The following is a 16948-nucleotide window of genomic DNA, read 5'->3' as shown; positions in this document are numbered from 1 at the left end:
CCGGGATAACTTCCGGGGCATTCGATTAAATGTTATAAGGGATTCTGTTCCATCCCAGTCAGAAGAATAATATCTGTCGGCAAGGGTAAGGCATATCGATTTGAATTCGGTGCCAACTCATACTCGGTTCCACTTATATACCGCATCAACTTAATATTATCGCCATCATATTTGTTGTAACGCTTTATATCCATCCATCGCAATCCACGCATGAGCAGCTCTTTACGCCGCTCTTTTTTTATCAACTTGAGGGCGTCCTCTTTATTAAATCCAACGTATGGGATGAAATTCCCCTTTTTAATTCGCTTCATCAGTAAGGTATTCAGGTCATCCAAACCACTTTCGACGTTTCCCAGTCGGATACTGGTCTCTGCCCGTATCAAGAGCATCTCATCAGTAGCCATACCTCCGAATAGGTTAAAAGCTGATGTATAATTACCTTTAAAACTACGGTACCCATTTCTAACTTTAAAAAACAGCATTTTCCGAATATCATTATCCGCATAACTTGCATACAGCATCGTATCCACCAGACCATAACTCGGATGGAGGTTCGGATACGACGTTGTCAACTGGGCATAAAAAACCGTCTCTTTATTCAAACGAGATAAAGGATAAGGCTTCAATAGGTCTGAGGAAGAAAAGTCGTTATAGTCTATTAAGTCTTTCTTAACTTTTAAGACCTTATCCGCATAATAAAATGCGCTATCGTACTTTCCAATAGAGAGATAAGTTCTGCTCAACGCCCCATAGCAGGCTATTTTTGAGGGGCGCATAGGCGATTCAGCGAGATCAGGAAGTAATCCTGCCGCTGTTACCAAATCCCCGATGACCTGGCGATAACAGTCTGATACCGTACTGCGTTTCGAAGGTACCGACTGGTCTGCGGTCTGCCGCAACACAATTCCCAGATCGGTGTCGGAGGTCTGTGGATCCCAGGACTTGGCAAATATCCACATTCCCTGCAAATACTGATAAGCACGAAAAAAGAGTGCAGCTCCTTTAATTCTATCTTTTTCACGTTGTATACCTTCAACCTTGGGCAATGCATCCAGCACCACGTTAACCTGATAGACAGGCACGTACATCAACGCCCAATCATCCGGATAGTTGTAAGGAAAACCTACCCAGGTATAAAATCCCCGCGACTGATCATCTACCGCATTAAATTCCTTTTCGGTAAAGAAATAGTCATCTGAATGGATATCTCCAAATACCGGGACATTCATGTTCATATCAATCGAATTATCCAATATCCCCTGTAGACTTTCCAGTGTATTTGGAGTTTGAAGGGAAAAGTTTGATTTTTCTTCCAGAAACTTACTGCATGAAAGCATTCCACCCAAGACCATAAAAATTCCCAATAGTCTGATTATAGTATAATTTTTTTTCATCATTTTCTTTATTTAAAAACCGACATTAAGCCCTATGGCATAAGTAGGATTAGGTGTTAATCGCCCAGGAAAATCAGGATCTACGCCTTCTTTATTTCTTTTCCAGATCAACCCTAAATTACTCGCATTGAAAAACATACGGGTATTTAACTTTTTGCTACCCAATTGCCATAAGTTCCTCCAAGAGAGATTGATATATTCCACACGGACATGATCTCCTTTCAGCACATTGACTTTACTTCCCTGATAAAAAGCATCGCGATTCGCATCAATGGGATATTTTACTCGAGGTACCTGTGTATAATTTTCATCCCCTGCTGCCTGCCAGCGCTTTTCATAATCCGCATACGCTTTGCCGTACATATAAAAATTGCCGCTAGTGGTTGCCTGTCTGCTGAAATAGTAATCGGCTTTAAAGGAAAGGTTAAATGATAATTCAAAATTGCGATAGGAAAATGTATTGATCAAATTTCCAAACAATTGTGGAACCGCAGAACCTACGTATACAATGGTCTGGTTATCGTTAATTTCCCCTACAGTTGAGTTTCTTATCTTTTGATAATCTGTGGACAGTTCACCATCTAAGAAACCTTGTGGGTCGCCATTTTGATCCAGGCCACCCCAATTAAATGCGGCGATGGAATTGAGCGGCCTACCGACTATTGGCATAGTAGTCGTGCCATTTCCCACCAAATTGATGAGACCAAACTGAGTATTGTAATATTCCAGCACTTTATTTTTGTTCATGCTTAAAAGCACGGCAGGTCGCCAACTGAAGCTCGGAGTCCTCACAGCTTCGAGAGTCATGGTCAACTCAGCTCCCTGACTTCTTATCGAAGCATTATTTTTTATCGTGGTGTTGGCCTTTCCAAATACCGTATAATCTATCAATGAATTGCCATAGAGATCTGTGCTCTTTTTCACATAATAATCAAAACTTCCTGTGATTCTATTTTTGAACAGTCCAAATTGTAGTCCCAAATTTAATGTCCGCACCTTTTCCCATCTTAAAGATGGATCATTCAGGGTGCTGATCACAAAAGCAGGATAGTTGGTATACCGTCCGCTGGTCGTTTCAGCAACCGGAAGAGGCGTGCGCGAGGGATCAATGTTGCCGCTATAACCATACGTGGCTCTCAGCTGCAGCGCATCTACCACTTTCCAGTCAGCGAACTTTTCCTTTCTGATCTGCCAACTCGCGCCTACCGACCAAAATGGATTAAATTTATCATTGGTATTTACGCCGAACACGTTAGCCCCATCCTTACGTATACTGGCCGACAGACCGTAACGTTGCCTGAATAAATACGCGACATTTGCATAGTGAGACACAAAACGATTCAAGGATTTCATTAGCGAAATATTTCCCTGAATGGCAGCATATCCACCTGCAGGTAGTGTCGGGTAAAAGCCTGCGTAATCCACCACCTTCGTGCGTATCGGATCAGCGCTATAACCATACGAACTACTTGTGGAACCCTTTGATAATACTTCTCTTATTTCTGCACCTAAAATCCCATTGACATGATGAGATCCAAACGATCGGTTAAAGTTCAGTTGCCCTCTCCATGTATACGAACTCAAATCCCCATTGTTAAGATCATAAATTCCTCCAATAGGAATAGGATGTGCTACTACACCAGATTGCGGGTCAATATTGGAAAACATATTGATCAAATTCCGGGCATAATAACTTTCCGCTTGGGCGATCCTTTCCGTTACTTTTCGCTGGATCTGATATTGATATGATACAGTTGCCGTTAAGTAAGGTTTGATATTATATTTAGCCTGTAGGACTGCATACAATTCGTTTTTCCGTGTTGTCGCGCGATCTAGCTCATAATCATTCAATGGGTAATAATTCCAGTCCAACAGTTTATCTCCATACAATTCATTGAGATAATTGCCTCGGTAGCCCTTATTAAAAGGCAATGCTTCACCTTCCGCATTCATAAATTCGAAGAAAGGCACATATTTGCCACTATATCTAAACTGGTCAAATACGGATGTGCCACTACGTTGTTTCTGCGTGAGAAAATTCACATTGAGATTCAGCTCAAATTTGTCCTTCCAATGAAATGAATTGTTGAGGTAGAGATTTATCTTATTGTCCTTCGCCTTATTTTCGGAGAGATCCATCGTATTACCAACACCAAAGCTATATCTTATCACGGTTGAAGCTCCCGAGATATTGGCAAAAGACTGCTGTAAAAATGGGTTACTTAGAAAAGCATCTCTATAAGCCGCTTTTCCATCCATTGCCAGTAATTCGGCAATCCTATCTGTTGAGTCCTGCGCCGAAATCAATCCTCTGCGCCGAGCCAAGAAAACTTCGGCGGTAGGCGTCAAAGCAAGGTATGGGCTCTGCTCAATTTTTCCATCATAGTAGCCCGCATTAAAAAGCTCCTGTTCGGCCAAGATATAGTCCAGATTTGCTGGCTGATACAGCTTACTGTAATCCGTTACACGTTTCGTCGTGACGGTATGCGAAATATTCACCGTCGTCTTTTGCAATTTATTGGAACTATTGATACTGGTAAGCACAATGACACCATTTCCAGCGCGTGCTCCCCATATTGATGTGGCTGCCGCATCTTTGAGCACCGTAACTGATGCAATGCTATTCGGATCAATATTGTCGATATCGCCCTCATAGATAAAACCATCGAGTACGATCAACGGATCCTTAGAAGCCTCTATTGTACTGAGGCCCCGAAATGAAATATTTAGCTTCTCATTGCGGTTGGGTTTAAACTCGAAAGTCCCCTTACGGAAACCAGGTGTCACATTATTTAACCGGTCAAGGATATTGGTTCCCACCTGCTGGTCGAGTGTCTTTTTATCCAATACCTGAAAAGCTCCTGTCATCTCATTGGGTCGCAGCTGCTGATATCCCGAACTCACCATTACCTCATCCAATACATTAGCCAAAGGCACTAACATAATCGTCAGTCTTGAAGTTCCAGACTTGTATAACACGGTCTCACTATGATAGCCGATATGGCTTACCAAGACGCTGTCACCATGATTTGCCTTTAGTGCAAACTCTCCGTCACTGTCGGATTTTGCTTGGCTATTGTCCCCTAATATGATAATTGAGGCACCTTCAATCGGTTTTTTATTTTCGCTATTGATAACCCGCCCCACCATTCTTGCCGAAGCGTGCTGTCCAATAGCAAAGTTTGCCATCCCCGAAATAATTAGGAATAACACCATTAATATGATTTTTCTCATACTTATATCCCCCTATCTGCAGAAAAATAAACATACTCCACTTCTTGCGGTGCTACGGTTATCTTGGCTCCAAGTCGCTCCAACAACTGAATGAGTTGTGTATCCGTATACGTCAATAGATCCGCTGGCAGATCGAAGTCGACATTTATATCATCAATATCGCCCAGCAGCACAGGCTTATTCAACAACCAAGAGAGTACATGAAGACTATTGCGCAGGGGAACGTTTTGAATGAACTTTTTATTATTCGATGCGTCAATTGCTTCAAGTGGAATATGGCCTTTGGTCTTGAATTTCCTCACTTTAGGCGTAGAGTCGATACGCCATACATCGATCACTTCTTTCCTGATTTTCCATCTAACCCCAAAATTATCCTGAATGTCATGGATCATTTTCCGGTACGGATCAAAGTCGATACGATCTTTTGGGTACCGCAAAAAATAGCAATATTCATCTGTGTAGCGCTGAGGTGTTTTGAGCGTTCTACGGATTTCATTTGCTACATTCGTATCAAATACCCATAGGTTGCGTTCTATACGATGACCAGTTTCACTCAAATATTCATAAATGCGCATGGTTACTGATGAATTCAGGAATGTAAATTCCTTTTCATCTCCCTTTTCTTTTATCTGCACGCCCATTTCCCGAATCCCCTCCCTACGTTTACTCAGGTAAGAGGAGAACAGTTTGAGTGTATCCGTAGACAGACTATCCTGGACCTTATACTTAAAATCGTCCTTTATATAGAAATTCGCTTTCTTGCCGTCCAAAATCTGACGTACATTGTCCTCCTGAAGTTCGGTTGTATAGGTAATTGCTTTCACGACACGGTCGTTTCCGATCCACACGACATGCGGTATCCCGCGATGCGGAAATAAGGCATTGAATATGGTATCTCCAATAATATACGGAAACTGAACATTGAGCTGATAATTATCTTTGTATTTTTTGAGCACCCTGTCAATTCTTGCCTGATCGTCACGCGTTCTCTTGCAGTTGACCAGTAGCACATCAAAATCGCTTTTGAAAGTTGCCTTCAGCTGATCCAATTTCGGAAAGCTTTCGATGCAATTGGTACACCACGTAGCCCAAAAATCTACGATAATCAGTTTATTATCCTGATAATCGCTAAGAGAAATCGTTGAACGTCCTTTGCTATCGTTATAAACAGGCATTTGGAGGTTCCACAAGCTTTGCGGAATGGTATCTCCTATTCCAAGCGCTTGTATCTCAGATAGCCCATCGGCCCCGCTGTTCTTGCGGGGCGTCTGAGCCGATAAACTAAACATAGAAACTAAACATAAAAACAAGCATGTCAAAATGATGCGATAGGCACGCTTATAATCCGAAACAGATAAAAAGCATTTTAAAGCCCGCTGAGCAACCATTTTACTTGTTACAAGCAAAATATTGGGCCGAAACACAAAAACCTTACAGATCGACTTAAAGAGCCTTAAAACAGATCGTTCAGATTCTACTTCATAAGTCAATCTAGCATTTCCCACCTGCTGAAAAGCTTGCTTTTGTTGTGTGGGTCTTGTGCAATCGTTTAGTTGTCCTTGTGTATAACAAGGGCTTAGCAAGGGTGAACCTAGGGTCGCGCTATAGTCAAGCCTGTGTGTTTCTTGTGCCAAGCTATAGTCGACCATCTTTTGAGCAATTCCTGCCGAATTTTTACATTTCATCGGGTTTTCATCGGGTCGGCATCGGGTTTTGATCGCTGTGGCCCGATGAGATCCCGATGAAAACTTGATGCCAATTGCATGAAAGGCAGAAGCCAGGGCGAAGTTGGTCAGAATAAAGTCCCTAGAAGGTGATACCTCACTCCCTGTTCTGCTGGCCTTCGGCTCAGCTTCGAGACTTATTTCTATTAGGTTCTGATCGCTAATTTTACAGCGCTGTTTTAGCCGGATCGAAGTACCTTTAAAGTACGTTTTTCCTTGTCTAATTTTCTTACGCAAATTTTGCGTAATTAGTACTATATCTGTACTTAAGTAGTGCTTCACAGGTACTTGAAATATATAGGTTATATAGCCCCTTAAAAAGGCTAAAAATTTCAGGATATTCATAATTTTTTTGTTGGCGGTTATTTCGATAACCTACTGAAAAACTCAGCGACTTTCTTGCTCAATTCTAGCTCTTTTCCGATGCGCTCTTCAGCTTCTGCTGACAGCTGCATTTTACGCAGGTCTATATGGCGATAATTGGCGACATTGTAGGCGATCAATACGCGATACAATGCAGTTGCAAATTCCTGCATTTCCTCATCTTTCAGGAGCCTATTTTCTCCTATGCCACTATCAAGATAAGTACTCAATAGCTGGATAATATTAGCAGAAATAGCATCTAAGGCATAATGATTCCAGAATGCCTCAATCTCCTTTATTGGGGTGTAATCGACCTTATGGACATCATAAATCATCCAGTCAAAAGCAAATTGTAGCGCTAAAATCCTGTTCATTTTTCAGTAAGTCTTCGTAACCGAAAGTACATAGCATCCCCTCTCCGATCGAAATCAGCTTTTTATTGGGAGCCTGATGTTACTCAGTTCACATTAGTAATAATTAATTCATTCTGGGAGCCAGAGCGCGTTTGATTGAGGGGTCACACAGGTGTATAATATTGGCGTTACGCGTTCCATGGCAAAGAGAAGCCAAATCTAATTTGGCCAAACCAGCCGAGCTACTCGGGGGCTGTGATGATGTTCTTTGATCTTTGTTTTTTGTTCATAACTCGTTTGATTTATAAAAACGAGTCTTTTTTAGTAGGTATTAGAGACGGCAATGGCGCGACATCCAACCCACTGTTAACGAGGCCCTGAGAAGCCCATGGAACGAGTAAGCGGGACGCCACGCCATTACCGACGGGCGCTTGATCCACTTATCGCCTTGTTCCATTTGAAATTTCTCAGGTTTCGTTAACAAGACTCATAAGTGCATCCACCTATTAAGATGATGCAAATGTATTGTTTTAATATGCTAAAGACAAATAATTCATCCCAAAAGTGGCTTTAAATATTATTAAAGCAGTTTTTATTGACAAATAATCGTATCTTTCCTCTATAAATTAACTATAATACAGTCCCCTTGCGCATTGGGTTTTGCGATTTTCCTCTTCGAGTTTGGTCAGCCGTAAGGCTGGCATTAACTCATGCTTGTGTACTTATAGCCTTTTCAGGCATTTGCATTGGCCAATTTAAAAACGGGGTCTTTTAGCCACCATAAAGATACCCGGCCTTTACGCAAAAAATTGTTATGGTTTAAGTTTCGCTATGCGTTCCATTTCTTTTTGGTGATACCGTATCCTGGCATCTAGTTTGGCTGGTTCGTAGATCACCTGTAGTGCCGGATTATAAGGGGTTAAGTCTTTTAGGATATTCCATACAACAACGGATATTTTTCGTGCGATAGCGATCAGGGCCTTTTTCGAGGATTTTCTTATACTTAGACGGTTGAATTTGTCTTTAAAATAGGAGCCTTTACAGCGGCTTGCCGCCCAGGCAACCTGTACCAGTATTGGCTTGAGATATCTGTTTCCTTTAGTGATTGCTGTACTTTTATATTTCCCTGCGCTTTCATCATTCTTTGGTCGTAATCCGACCCATCCGCTCAGTTTACCGCTGTTTTCAAAAACTTTCATGTCTGCGCCGGTCTCGGCGATGATCACAGCGGAACTGATACGGCTAACGCCGGGAATCGTCTTTAGCAAGGCACTCTGCCGTGGAAAATCACGCAGGCAGATAGCTTCAATCTTTTCTATATACTCAGCAGACTGCTTGATCAACAGGTCGTATTCAGCTTTTGCCATCTGCAGGTTGAAGCGGTGGTGCTCCTTCATGCAGCCGGTTAGTGCTGCTGCCAGCTTTCCGTTTTCTTTGTTCTTCTTACTGGCATAGACCAGTTTGCTTAAACGTACGGCATCACGCTCCCCGGCTATCAGGGCATCAATGACACTCAGCATACTTTTCCCTCCGATATCGGTCACAAGACTACCCAAACGGATTCCGGCCTGTACGAGGATATTGTCCATTTTGGTAAGCATACGGACTATCCGCTGTTGCAACTTGCTATAGGAACGGGTGTAGCTCCTGAGTTCCTGTATTCGCTCACCGGGCACAAAACTCCCGCGAAGCATATCTTTGTGAAGTAGCTGGGCAATCCACTGTGCATCCTTTACATCGCTTTTGCGGCCGGGCAGCTGTTTGATTAAAAAGGGATTCACCAGCATCAGATCAAAGCCCATTTCAGAGAGAATATTCCAGACCGGGATCCAGTAAATACTGGTACTCTCCATCGCTACTCGGAGAACACCCGCAGCCTTCAAGTAGGCTCCCAACTGTCGAATGCCCGTACTGAAGGTTTCGAAAACCTCCACATCCGAATAATGCTTCCCATTAAATACCGCACAAAAAATACTATCTTTATGCACGTCAAGTCCTGCTGTTTTCATATAACTTTTTTTTTCAACATAAAGATAAGCAGCGGGACTTGCTTTGATTGCGATAGCTCTCGCCAATTTTTATCCGCTTGTGTGTAATCGGAAAATTAAATGTAAATTTATATCAAAGGTACCGAATTTGATTTTGGTAACAAACGGGTAACTTACCCGTATTTTACGGATTTATTTTAATCAGGTAATTATGAGTATTGCATTTCAAGATGAAAGAAAAATTAAACAAGGTGAAGTTGTGGCAAAGCTTCGTAGGATGCAAGGAATTAAGCAGGATGCGTTAGGTAAAATGTGTCCAAGTAATTTTTCTCAACAGAAAATATCAGATCTCGAAAGTCAAATCGTTATTGAAGAACCTACCCTTGAAGAATTAGCTACAGCACTAGGTGTCACTGTCGAATTCATCAAAAATTTTAATGATGATAACGCTATCTATAATATTCAACACAATCATGATTTTAAAGATCATGCCGTCGCACATCAAAACCATCAACCAATATTTAATGAAACTCCCAAATTAACGTCGCTTTTAGAAAAACTCATTCACGATGATGAAGTTAAAACTAAAGCTATCTTGGATTTGACCAAAGTTGTTGCTGATTTGACGGAAGAGGTGAAGAGGTTGAAGGGTGAAAATTGATCCGCTATTATAAGGAGGTATTTTAAACGAGCTATTGAGATATCGAAAGACATGTAGCATAGCTCGGTAGCCTCGTGCTTCGTTCGGGACGACGAGGTGGTAGGTTCGAAACCTGCCACCCCGACAAAAGCCACTGATAATCAGTGGCTTTTTCTATTTTCGGACATATTTCGGACAGAATTATATAAATTTTTCGAACTTGTTAAGTTAAGAAAAGTTGGTGTTTGAAGCTTTACTTATTAGAAGGAAGCCCCGTTTTATCAACCTTTAAAGCCATATATTCAGTATTTGACGTCCAATTTTCATCTGAATGAGGGTTTAGTTGGCAATACTCTCCTATTACAATATGGTTAATGGGGAGTAACGACTCAAATGGAAATCTTACTCCCCTTTTACCTTTTTTAAAAGCATCATATCCCCAAGCAATTAATGACGTATCGTTATATTTACGTACAATATATACAGGGTCTATCACTTGATAGGTAAATATTTGCCATTCTAGTTCGTCATAAAACTTCTTTTCATCTATGTTGGATATTTCCTTAAGAAATTCGTGATCAATTTGAGAATGATCTATATTGTTTTTAGTAAAATGCCTATGTAAGATGAACGATAGTCCGTTCTGATTCGCAATTCTATTTATCTCTTCATAGTTCTTTTTAACAAATGTTTCGTATTTCGGTCTTTTTCCTAATTGAAAATAAAAAACACGGTGATCCAATAGCCATGGTGTTTTGGTTTTTATTGGGATAAAGTGGTAATTTATCATTCTCTAAATCCTTTTAATTAGCCTCTCATTAATATCTGTTGCTGGGTCGTATACCTCCAATATATTCATCTTAAGGTAATCCTTTATTTCTTCTATTTTGCTTTCATCCAACCCAATGGGTCTTCGACCATCAGATCCGCACCAAGCATTGTGATGCTTATAGGTACCTATAATCGTTGAGTCTTTTAGTCTGCAAGTATCTAATATATTGGACTTCGATAAAATGCTAACAAAGAGTTTTCTTAAATAATCGCTAGGCAAATTTGAAATCTCGACCTCCTCCCAAAACCAATTATCTTTCCCAACTCTTATTTGGTCATTAGAAAAGAATTCAAATTTGAGTGCGTTGATAATGCTTAGCAAATCAGATGGATATAATCTAGGGACATCTAAATTTTTTTCTATATATTCTACGTTTAGTAAGTCAATTTCATATCCCGCATCAACATAGCTGTTGATTAAATTTATAACACCATTTAATCGCATCGGATTCAATACTGATTGACTACCACGGTTTGAGAGTGTACAGTTTATATTAAGAGTCCTTGTCTGTTTAAAATTTTTGGAGAAAATGACGACTTCAGCTTTGAAAGAGGATGTATTTTCAGTATTGATGATTTCAATAAAGTTCAATTGAGTGTATATAACCGATAAAGGGCATTGGAAGTATTTGTCGTCATATGACTTGTAGCCTGGCGTGAAGTAAAAGTTATTGTTGCTTTTTTTGTTGACTTTTAAAACCGCCCTTAAACATTCTTTGTTTGGATTGTCGTAAATACTTCCGTAATGTATCCGGAATTCACCAAGGATCTGGATGTTGTTTATTAATAAATAGTCTCTATTATCCATTTTTAATATGCTGATATTTATTGTGTTGCAAAATGAAGGCTGTTAGTGGTGCATTTAAATCTTACTTATCATAGTCCATCCTAATTTATCTTCAATCTCTTTACGCAATGCAGTATTTATCTGAAAAGGTGCTTTTCTAATATATTCCTCGGCATTGGCTTTGACATCATTAGATAGTGTTCGCAGGTATTCTATCACGTTGTCAGAATTATGATTCAACCCAATTTTGTCTTTAAATTTCTTTGAAAGATTAGTCCATATAGCAGCATCAACATCAATAGTATTAATCCATGATTTAATATCTTCACTGAAAAGAAAGTCCTTTGGGTAACTCTCTTCAATTTCTTTGATGTATCTACCAATCTTATTTTCGGCACACCTTTCCCTAGCTGCTAAATTACAGATCGCTTCACCTAGTTCTTCACATAGCGAAATTGAATATAGTGTTCTAACCATTTGTGCATTTTTGTCTATCACCAAAGTCAACCTTCCATCGCTTGATATTCGGGAAAATTCAAGAGGTAGGCACGGTCCATCATTAATCCAACCTAATCTTTTGTCATACTCTAACTCATTTGATTGCCAAATCAATGAGCCCCAGCCTAATATTGCTATTTTCATTTTACATTGATTTTGTATAGATATGATTCATCTTATCGATGAAGTTTTCCCGTAAGCAGGTACTGGATATTTCGTCAAAATCTGCTCCTGTTATTATAGCGGTTTTAAATCTTGCGATTAAAGATTTAAGTATACAGTTTAGTTGATAGGGATAGATAGTCTTTAAGTCACCACTTTGGCTATACCAATCAAATTCTTTTCTACTGTCATTGCGTCTAATTTTCCAATTATTTGTAGTTTGCGTTTCGTGTAATAATCCACAACGTACAGATACGTAAAAATCATTTCCGTCTATAGGGATTTCGGTAAACTCTGAACGTTTTTCAAAAAAGGATTTAAAAATTGTGCTATTATTGTGGTTTTTAACATTATTTGATTTGTTTTTTTTAAACCACCCCCTTGGATTACTTCTAAATTTCCATCCGTTAACGAAACATTCGATTGTTTCAATAAGAGAACATTGTAAGCTAACAATGGCAAACCCCTCTCCCTCGAATTTCTTAATTCGCAATATCTCCTCAATAGGATTGATATATCTTGTCTGTATCCTTATGTAAAGGAAATCAAAAGCTTCTTTCCAAAAAGTATTATTTTGCAGATCGAGTTTTTTTTCAATTTCTTTCCAGTCGGACGCTGATTTTGTCCCAGCTATTTTCATAATTCTCGACTATATAGAGGTAAATTATTGTTTCAGACTATTTGTTTCTACTCTTTATCTATAATCACGATGAATTGGTTGCCCTGTTCTAGATCATTCTTGATAGTGACGTTATATCCGTGTTCGTTACTTAACGTTAGTTCATATTCATTTCCATTTCCATGCTTTTGAGCTCCTCTTTTCGGAAAATACTTTTTTATACGGTTCACATAGCCGTCAATAAACGTTTTAAACCTGTCTTTATTTTGCTCTTCACCATCTGTAGTAATCCACGTCTCAAAAGAAGTTACATTTGCATTAGTTTTATCTTCCGAATTATTATAGCGTATAATTACTGTACTTGAATAGTTGAGTTCAACAAATGTTTGTTCCCACATTTCATGGGGATTGCCGTGTAAAGTTCCATATGGTTCATGGACGTAATCTTTTTTCTCTAAATCATTGCGTAGGAGGTCAAAGTTTTTGTAATATCTGACGTAATCTTGTGGATCGAGTAAATGTGGGTAATCCCAAGGTTCATTTGTTTTGCATGATGAAAACGTAATCAAAGCAAGAAAAAGAAGTAAGTATTTTAAGGTCAATATTTTGTTCATATGTATTATCAGTGTTTTGTGTAAAGTTAAAGATAATTTGTCTTTTAAGTTTACGGGAAAGCGTACAATTCTGCTGAATGTAAAAAGTCCGAAGAATATCTGTCAGACTTTTATAAATTCTCGTGGAATTTTTACTGTTGATGGATCTTAAGCTTTTTGATCTCTTGACGTTTTCGTTCGATGCTGTATAACAGTTTGTTTTCCTCTTCTCTTTTTATTACCAAATCATGGAATTTATCGGAATCACGTGCGTATGTGGAATCAATATGCGATGTAACATTGGGTAGCTCCAATTCCATCATTCGATAGCGCATCTCGTAAGACTTCCTGTCATCTAACATTCTGTTTTTCTCGTATAGAGTACCTAAACCCACTGAGATGAGGATCGACAATATTATCATGATAATAATCACGGGTGTGGACTTTAGATCAAGCCCATATTGATGTTTTACATTGACCTGATCAGGGATTTCAGCGAGCTTTGAAATAATCTCTTTTTCCTTGTCAACCAATCTGTTGACCTCTTGTCCTGTCGCATCTACAATCTGAATAGCCAGATTCTGCAATGAACCGTAATCCTTGACGATCCTTGACAGCACATCATTTTCACGCTTCATAAAAGTCTGTATCTGGCGTAAAAGTTCCTGATCCTTTGCCCGTATCTCATAAAGATCCTTCATGTTCTTTTCATTTCCAGAAAGCAGGGATACTATTGTCGGCATGATCCGTACGATGTCCTGCGTAATAAGATCTGTATTCTCCTGTAAAGTGTTTACCTGTTGCTGTAAGTTTTCTAATTCTGTGCGCATATTCTTAACGTTTTAATCTGTAATTTTCTTTCTTTTTTCTCTTCTTGATAAATGGATCTTCCTGCTCCGGTACAATTTCGGGTATCGAAAACAAAGCGGATGCTAAGTAACCGATGGTTTCCCCGATGTTGGAGTCCATAGACCGATCTGTCGAAACATTGCTTCCCATCCGATGGGTTTGTTCCATAACGATATCGATCCCATTTAAAGCTCTGTCGATCTGTCCATAGCTCAACGAGCGGTCAATGGCCGATCCCCGAAATGTCTGTCCGTTTTTGCTGAACGAAATACCCTGAACCTCATCCGTCCCCGATCTGTATTTAAACTGCATTTCTACACCTCTGTAGCGGATATAGTTCTGTAGTTCCGACCAATTCCTGCTGTTACGGATGCCCGCCTTCACGGTATCGTAAATCTGATATCTTGTTCTGTCGTTGCCTTTGAGCCTCCCCCTGTTGACGTTCTGCCACCCCGACAAAAGCCACTGATAATCAGTGGCTTTTTCTTTTGTGTGCCCAGCATGGGCAATAACTCTAGGGTGTAAGTCCCGAACACACCTTTACAGTGGGAAGTGTTAGCTTAGGACAAGGGTGTCCACCGCGAGGTGGAATCTGAAGGAAGTCTGAGGCAAAACCTCGGTCCGACGAACAGAAACTACATACAAGGCCGCAAGTGTTGGGTAAGGTTGCAAAACAAACCGATGCCCTAAACTGTACGGAAACACTATGGTAAATGTAGCGGATATATGAGGTGAAAGTTATTGTTCTTACCTGGGGAGACTGACTAAACTCTGTCAAAGGTATACGCGAATGCCCGCGAAGAAACATATAGCAGAATAATAATGCTAGTATGCTTTAGTCAGAAGTCAGCAGAGGACATAGTACCCTGTTTCTCTACTTTATACAGGGGAAGGTCTGAATGTTAGAATGGCAAAGGAACCAAGAATTTTATGACGAAGTGTTAAAAGCCGAACCACTTAAGAGAACTACTTGCATGAGGGTAGGTCGGAAACTGATAGTAAAATGCAAGAGGAGCTTAGCTGAGTCATGCAAACAATGGACACAATGCCTGAGGTTTTTTTTAGTAATACTATGTTGGAAGAGATATTACACATCCGAAATGTCAAACACGCAGTTGACCGTGTCATCTCTAATGGAGGCGCCAGCGGAGTTGATGGTATGCAGATCGATAATCTTCGTGACTACCTTAACACGCACTGGCAACCCCTTCGATCGGATATTCTCTCTGGCACTTACCGCCCACAAGCTGTTCGGAAAGTAGAGATTCCCAAAGCAAGTGGCGGCAAGCGTATGCTGGGTATTCCCACGGTCATCGACCGTGTTATTCAGCAAAGCATTTCCCAATGGCTTGGGTTAAAGTATGAGGGTGATTTTCACGACAACAGCTACGGCTTCCGTCCGAATCGTAATGCTCATCAGGCCGTCAATAAAGCGCAAGAGTATCTGAACTTGGGCTATACGTGGGTCGTTGAACTTGATTTGGAGCAATTCTTCGATCAAGTGAACCACGACAAACTGATGTATCTTTTGAGCAAGAAGATTACGGATCGTCGAGTCCTAGTGCTGATCGGGAAATACCTTCGTTGTGGGATTATGGATCATGGTCTTGAACAAAAGCGAACCAAGGGCACACCACAGGGCAGTCCTTTAAGTCCACTTTTGTCAAACATCATCCTCCACGAACTGGATACGGAACTCAGCTCCCGTGGACATCGATTTGTACGCTATGCGGATGACTGTAGTATCTACACGAAGAGCAATAAATCCGCAACTCGTATTATGCGCAACATCACCAGCTACATCGAATCCACACTAAAGCTGAAGGTGAACCATGAAAAGAGTAAGGTAAGCAGACCTTCCCAAAGTAATTTACTAGGCTTTAGTTTCTTCAAAACTAAAGGAGACTGGCACATTCGTATCTCTGCAAAGAGTATCGAACGAATCCGAGAGAAGTTACGTCAAAATACTCGACGTAATACAGTTACTCCTATGCATGAGCGATTGACTAAACTACGGCAAATCATTCACGGGTGGGTGGATTACTTTCGTATAGCAACGAATAAGAAGGTGATGGTAGCGCTAGATAAACTAGTGCGAAGACGCTTGCGTGTTCTGCTATGGAAACAATGGAAGACCGCAAGTAATCGAATTCGGAACTTAATGAAACTGGGAGCCAAACGCAGGCTTGCCTATCAACATGCGAACACCCGTAAATCCTATACTCGAACAGGGACAAGTCCTATCCTTCAAACAACGCTAACAAACTCATACTTTACTAAACTAGGTTACGAAGGATTTGCAGACTACTATTACTGGAGAACAACACATCAAACGACGTTATTCTAACGAACCGCCTTGGTACGGATCCGTATGCCGGGTGTGAGAGGACAGATAGGGAAATAATCCCTATCTTCCTACTCGATTTCGGACATATTTCGGGCAAATTTATGTTAGATTGGGAGTGCTGTTAAGTTAAGATAACTTAAAGGGAATTGTAACTTTTGCAAATCTTTAATAGAATTAAAATCATTCTTTATTGTAGGAGGGCGACAAATGCCTTGTTTGCTTTTTTGCACGTAAGTGTATAGCTGTCTTGATGTATAAATATTTGATAATCAGGTGATTGAGTAGTGTTGTGATTCATAAAAAGGGCTTTTACAGCCCTTCTAATATAATGATTTGTTAATTTTCTGGTGAGTGGAACCTATGCTCTATATAGTAGTTCTCACGCTTTTTGAATGTGTAGTTTTACGTCCACCCAGGTTCCACATTCTTCTGTTTAGTTTTGAATAAATCATATCACATCCTTTTCTTATCTTAATCCACAATTTCTTTATTTCTATAATCTGAACTCCCAACTGTATCCCCGTCACTATATTCAGTAAAAAATTAACCCAAGATGGACAGTATCC

At 40.1% G+C, this 16948-nt stretch carries 14 protein-coding genes; 2 read left to right on the top strand and 12 right to left on the bottom strand.

Going from position 1 to position 16948, the window contains the following annotated elements; genetic code table 11:
• Positions 1 to 32 precede the first annotated feature (32 nt).
• The 5 genes from AACH28_RS22070 to AACH28_RS22050 all read right to left on the bottom strand — a co-directional run bounded on the left by AACH28_RS22070 (position 33) and on the right by AACH28_RS22050 (position 9077).
• On the bottom strand, positions 33 to 1397 hold the full coding sequence (locus tag AACH28_RS22070; protein WP_341831516.1) for a RagB/SusD family nutrient uptake outer membrane protein: 1365 nt from the start codon (positions 1395 to 1397) through the stop codon (positions 33 to 35).
• 9 nt (positions 1398 to 1406) lie between these two features.
• Positions 1407 to 4628 carry a SusC/RagA family TonB-linked outer membrane protein gene (locus AACH28_RS22065; protein WP_341831515.1) on the bottom strand — a complete coding sequence of 1074 codons (3222 nt, stop codon included), beginning with the start codon at positions 4626 to 4628 and terminating at the stop codon, positions 1407 to 1409.
• A 2-nt stretch (positions 4629 to 4630) separates the two neighbouring features.
• Positions 4631 to 6589 carry a TlpA disulfide reductase family protein gene (locus tag AACH28_RS22060; protein WP_341831514.1) on the bottom strand — a complete coding sequence of 653 codons (1959 nt, stop codon included), beginning with the start codon at positions 6587 to 6589 and terminating at the stop codon, positions 4631 to 4633.
• A gap of 125 nt (positions 6590 to 6714) precedes the next feature.
• The gene (locus AACH28_RS22055) at positions 6715 to 7089 is read right to left on the bottom strand and encodes a hypothetical protein (protein WP_286775124.1); all 375 of its coding nucleotides are present in this window, start codon (positions 7087 to 7089) and stop codon (positions 6715 to 6717) included.
• 791 nt (positions 7090 to 7880) lie between these two features.
• Positions 7881 to 9077: an IS110 family transposase gene (locus AACH28_RS22050; protein ID WP_341831097.1), complete on the bottom strand. Its 1197-nt coding sequence runs from the start codon at positions 9075 to 9077 to the stop codon at positions 7881 to 7883.
• 190 nt (positions 9078 to 9267) lie between these two features.
• Here AACH28_RS22050 and AACH28_RS22045 point away from each other — a divergent pair, with 190 nt between their 5' ends.
• A complete protein-coding gene (locus tag AACH28_RS22045) occupies positions 9268 to 9717 on the top strand; it encodes a helix-turn-helix transcriptional regulator (protein ID WP_341831513.1) in 450 nt (149 codons plus the stop codon).
• A gap of 232 nt (positions 9718 to 9949) precedes the next feature.
• Here the strand turns inward: AACH28_RS22045 and AACH28_RS22040 are convergent, their stop codons facing one another.
• The 7 genes from AACH28_RS22040 to AACH28_RS22010 all read right to left on the bottom strand — a co-directional run bounded on the left by AACH28_RS22040 (position 9950) and on the right by AACH28_RS22010 (position 14494).
• Entirely contained in the window at positions 9950 to 10486 is a 537-nt protein-coding gene (locus AACH28_RS22040; protein ID WP_341831512.1) for a hypothetical protein, read from the bottom strand.
• A 3-nt stretch (positions 10487 to 10489) separates the two neighbouring features.
• Positions 10490 to 11335 (bottom strand): hypothetical protein, encoded by an 846-nt coding sequence (locus tag AACH28_RS22035; RefSeq protein ID WP_341831511.1) that lies wholly within the window; start codon positions 11333 to 11335, stop codon positions 10490 to 10492.
• Between the two features lie 54 nt (positions 11336 to 11389).
• Positions 11390 to 11956 carry a hypothetical protein gene (locus tag AACH28_RS22030; protein WP_341831510.1) on the bottom strand — a complete coding sequence of 189 codons (567 nt, stop codon included), beginning with the start codon at positions 11954 to 11956 and terminating at the stop codon, positions 11390 to 11392.
• Position 11957: 1 nt separating this feature from the next.
• Positions 11958 to 12614 carry a hypothetical protein gene (locus AACH28_RS22025; protein WP_341831509.1) on the bottom strand — a complete coding sequence of 219 codons (657 nt, stop codon included), beginning with the start codon at positions 12612 to 12614 and terminating at the stop codon, positions 11958 to 11960.
• A gap of 47 nt (positions 12615 to 12661) precedes the next feature.
• Positions 12662 to 13207: a hypothetical protein gene (locus AACH28_RS22020; protein WP_341831508.1), complete on the bottom strand. Its 546-nt coding sequence runs from the start codon at positions 13205 to 13207 to the stop codon at positions 12662 to 12664.
• Between the two features lie 131 nt (positions 13208 to 13338).
• A complete protein-coding gene (locus tag AACH28_RS22015; RefSeq protein ID WP_341831507.1) occupies positions 13339 to 14016 on the bottom strand; it encodes a hypothetical protein in 678 nt (225 codons plus the stop codon).
• 4 nt (positions 14017 to 14020) lie between these two features.
• On the bottom strand, positions 14021 to 14494 hold the full coding sequence (locus AACH28_RS22010; RefSeq protein ID WP_341831506.1) for a hypothetical protein: 474 nt from the start codon (positions 14492 to 14494) through the stop codon (positions 14021 to 14023).
• Positions 14495 to 15107: 613 nt separating this feature from the next.
• Between AACH28_RS22010 and ltrA the strand changes: the two genes are divergently transcribed.
• Positions 15108 to 16382 carry a group II intron reverse transcriptase/maturase gene (gene ltrA, locus AACH28_RS22005; RefSeq protein WP_341831505.1) on the top strand — a complete coding sequence of 425 codons (1275 nt, stop codon included), beginning with the start codon at positions 15108 to 15110 and terminating at the stop codon, positions 16380 to 16382.
• The last annotated feature ends 566 nt before the right edge of the window (positions 16383 to 16948 follow it).

The organism is Sphingobacterium thalpophilum (assembly GCF_038396785.1).
In the GTDB taxonomy this organism is placed as follows: Bacteria; Bacteroidota; Bacteroidia; order Sphingobacteriales; family Sphingobacteriaceae; genus Sphingobacterium; species Sphingobacterium thalpophilum_A.
This window is presented reverse-complemented; position numbering and strand designations above follow the sequence as displayed.

Bases quoted from the DNA above. Each gene is read 5' to 3' on its own strand.
- AACH28_RS22070 (WP_341831516.1), bottom strand. From the start codon at position 1,397: ATGATGAAAAAAAATTATACTATAATCAGACTATTGGGAATTTTTATG.
- AACH28_RS22035 (WP_341831511.1), bottom strand. From the start codon at position 11,335: ATGGATAATAGAGACTATTTATTAATAAACAACATCCAGATCCTTGGT.
- AACH28_RS22045 (WP_341831513.1), top strand. From the start codon at position 9,268: ATGAGTATTGCATTTCAAGATGAAAGAAAAATTAAACAAGGTGAAGTT.
- AACH28_RS22050 (WP_341831097.1), bottom strand. From the start codon at position 9,077: ATGAAAACAGCAGGACTTGACGTGCATAAAGATAGTATTTTTTGTGCG.
- ltrA (WP_341831505.1), top strand. From the start codon at position 15,108: ATGTTGGAAGAGATATTACACATCCGAAATGTCAAACACGCAGTTGAC.
- AACH28_RS22015 (WP_341831507.1), bottom strand. From the start codon at position 14,016: ATGCGCACAGAATTAGAAAACTTACAGCAACAGGTAAACACTTTACAG.
- AACH28_RS22040 (WP_341831512.1), bottom strand. From the start codon at position 10,486: ATGATAAATTACCACTTTATCCCAATAAAAACCAAAACACCATGGCTA.
- AACH28_RS22030 (WP_341831510.1), bottom strand. From the start codon at position 11,956: ATGAAAATAGCAATATTAGGCTGGGGCTCATTGATTTGGCAATCAAAT.
- AACH28_RS22020 (WP_341831508.1), bottom strand. From the start codon at position 13,207: ATGAACAAAATATTGACCTTAAAATACTTACTTCTTTTTCTTGCTTTG.
- AACH28_RS22055 (WP_286775124.1), bottom strand. From the start codon at position 7,089: ATGAACAGGATTTTAGCGCTACAATTTGCTTTTGACTGGATGATTTAT.
- AACH28_RS22065 (WP_341831515.1), bottom strand. From the start codon at position 4,628: ATGAGAAAAATCATATTAATGGTGTTATTCCTAATTATTTCGGGGATG.
- AACH28_RS22025 (WP_341831509.1), bottom strand. From the start codon at position 12,614: ATGAAAATAGCTGGGACAAAATCAGCGTCCGACTGGAAAGAAATTGAA.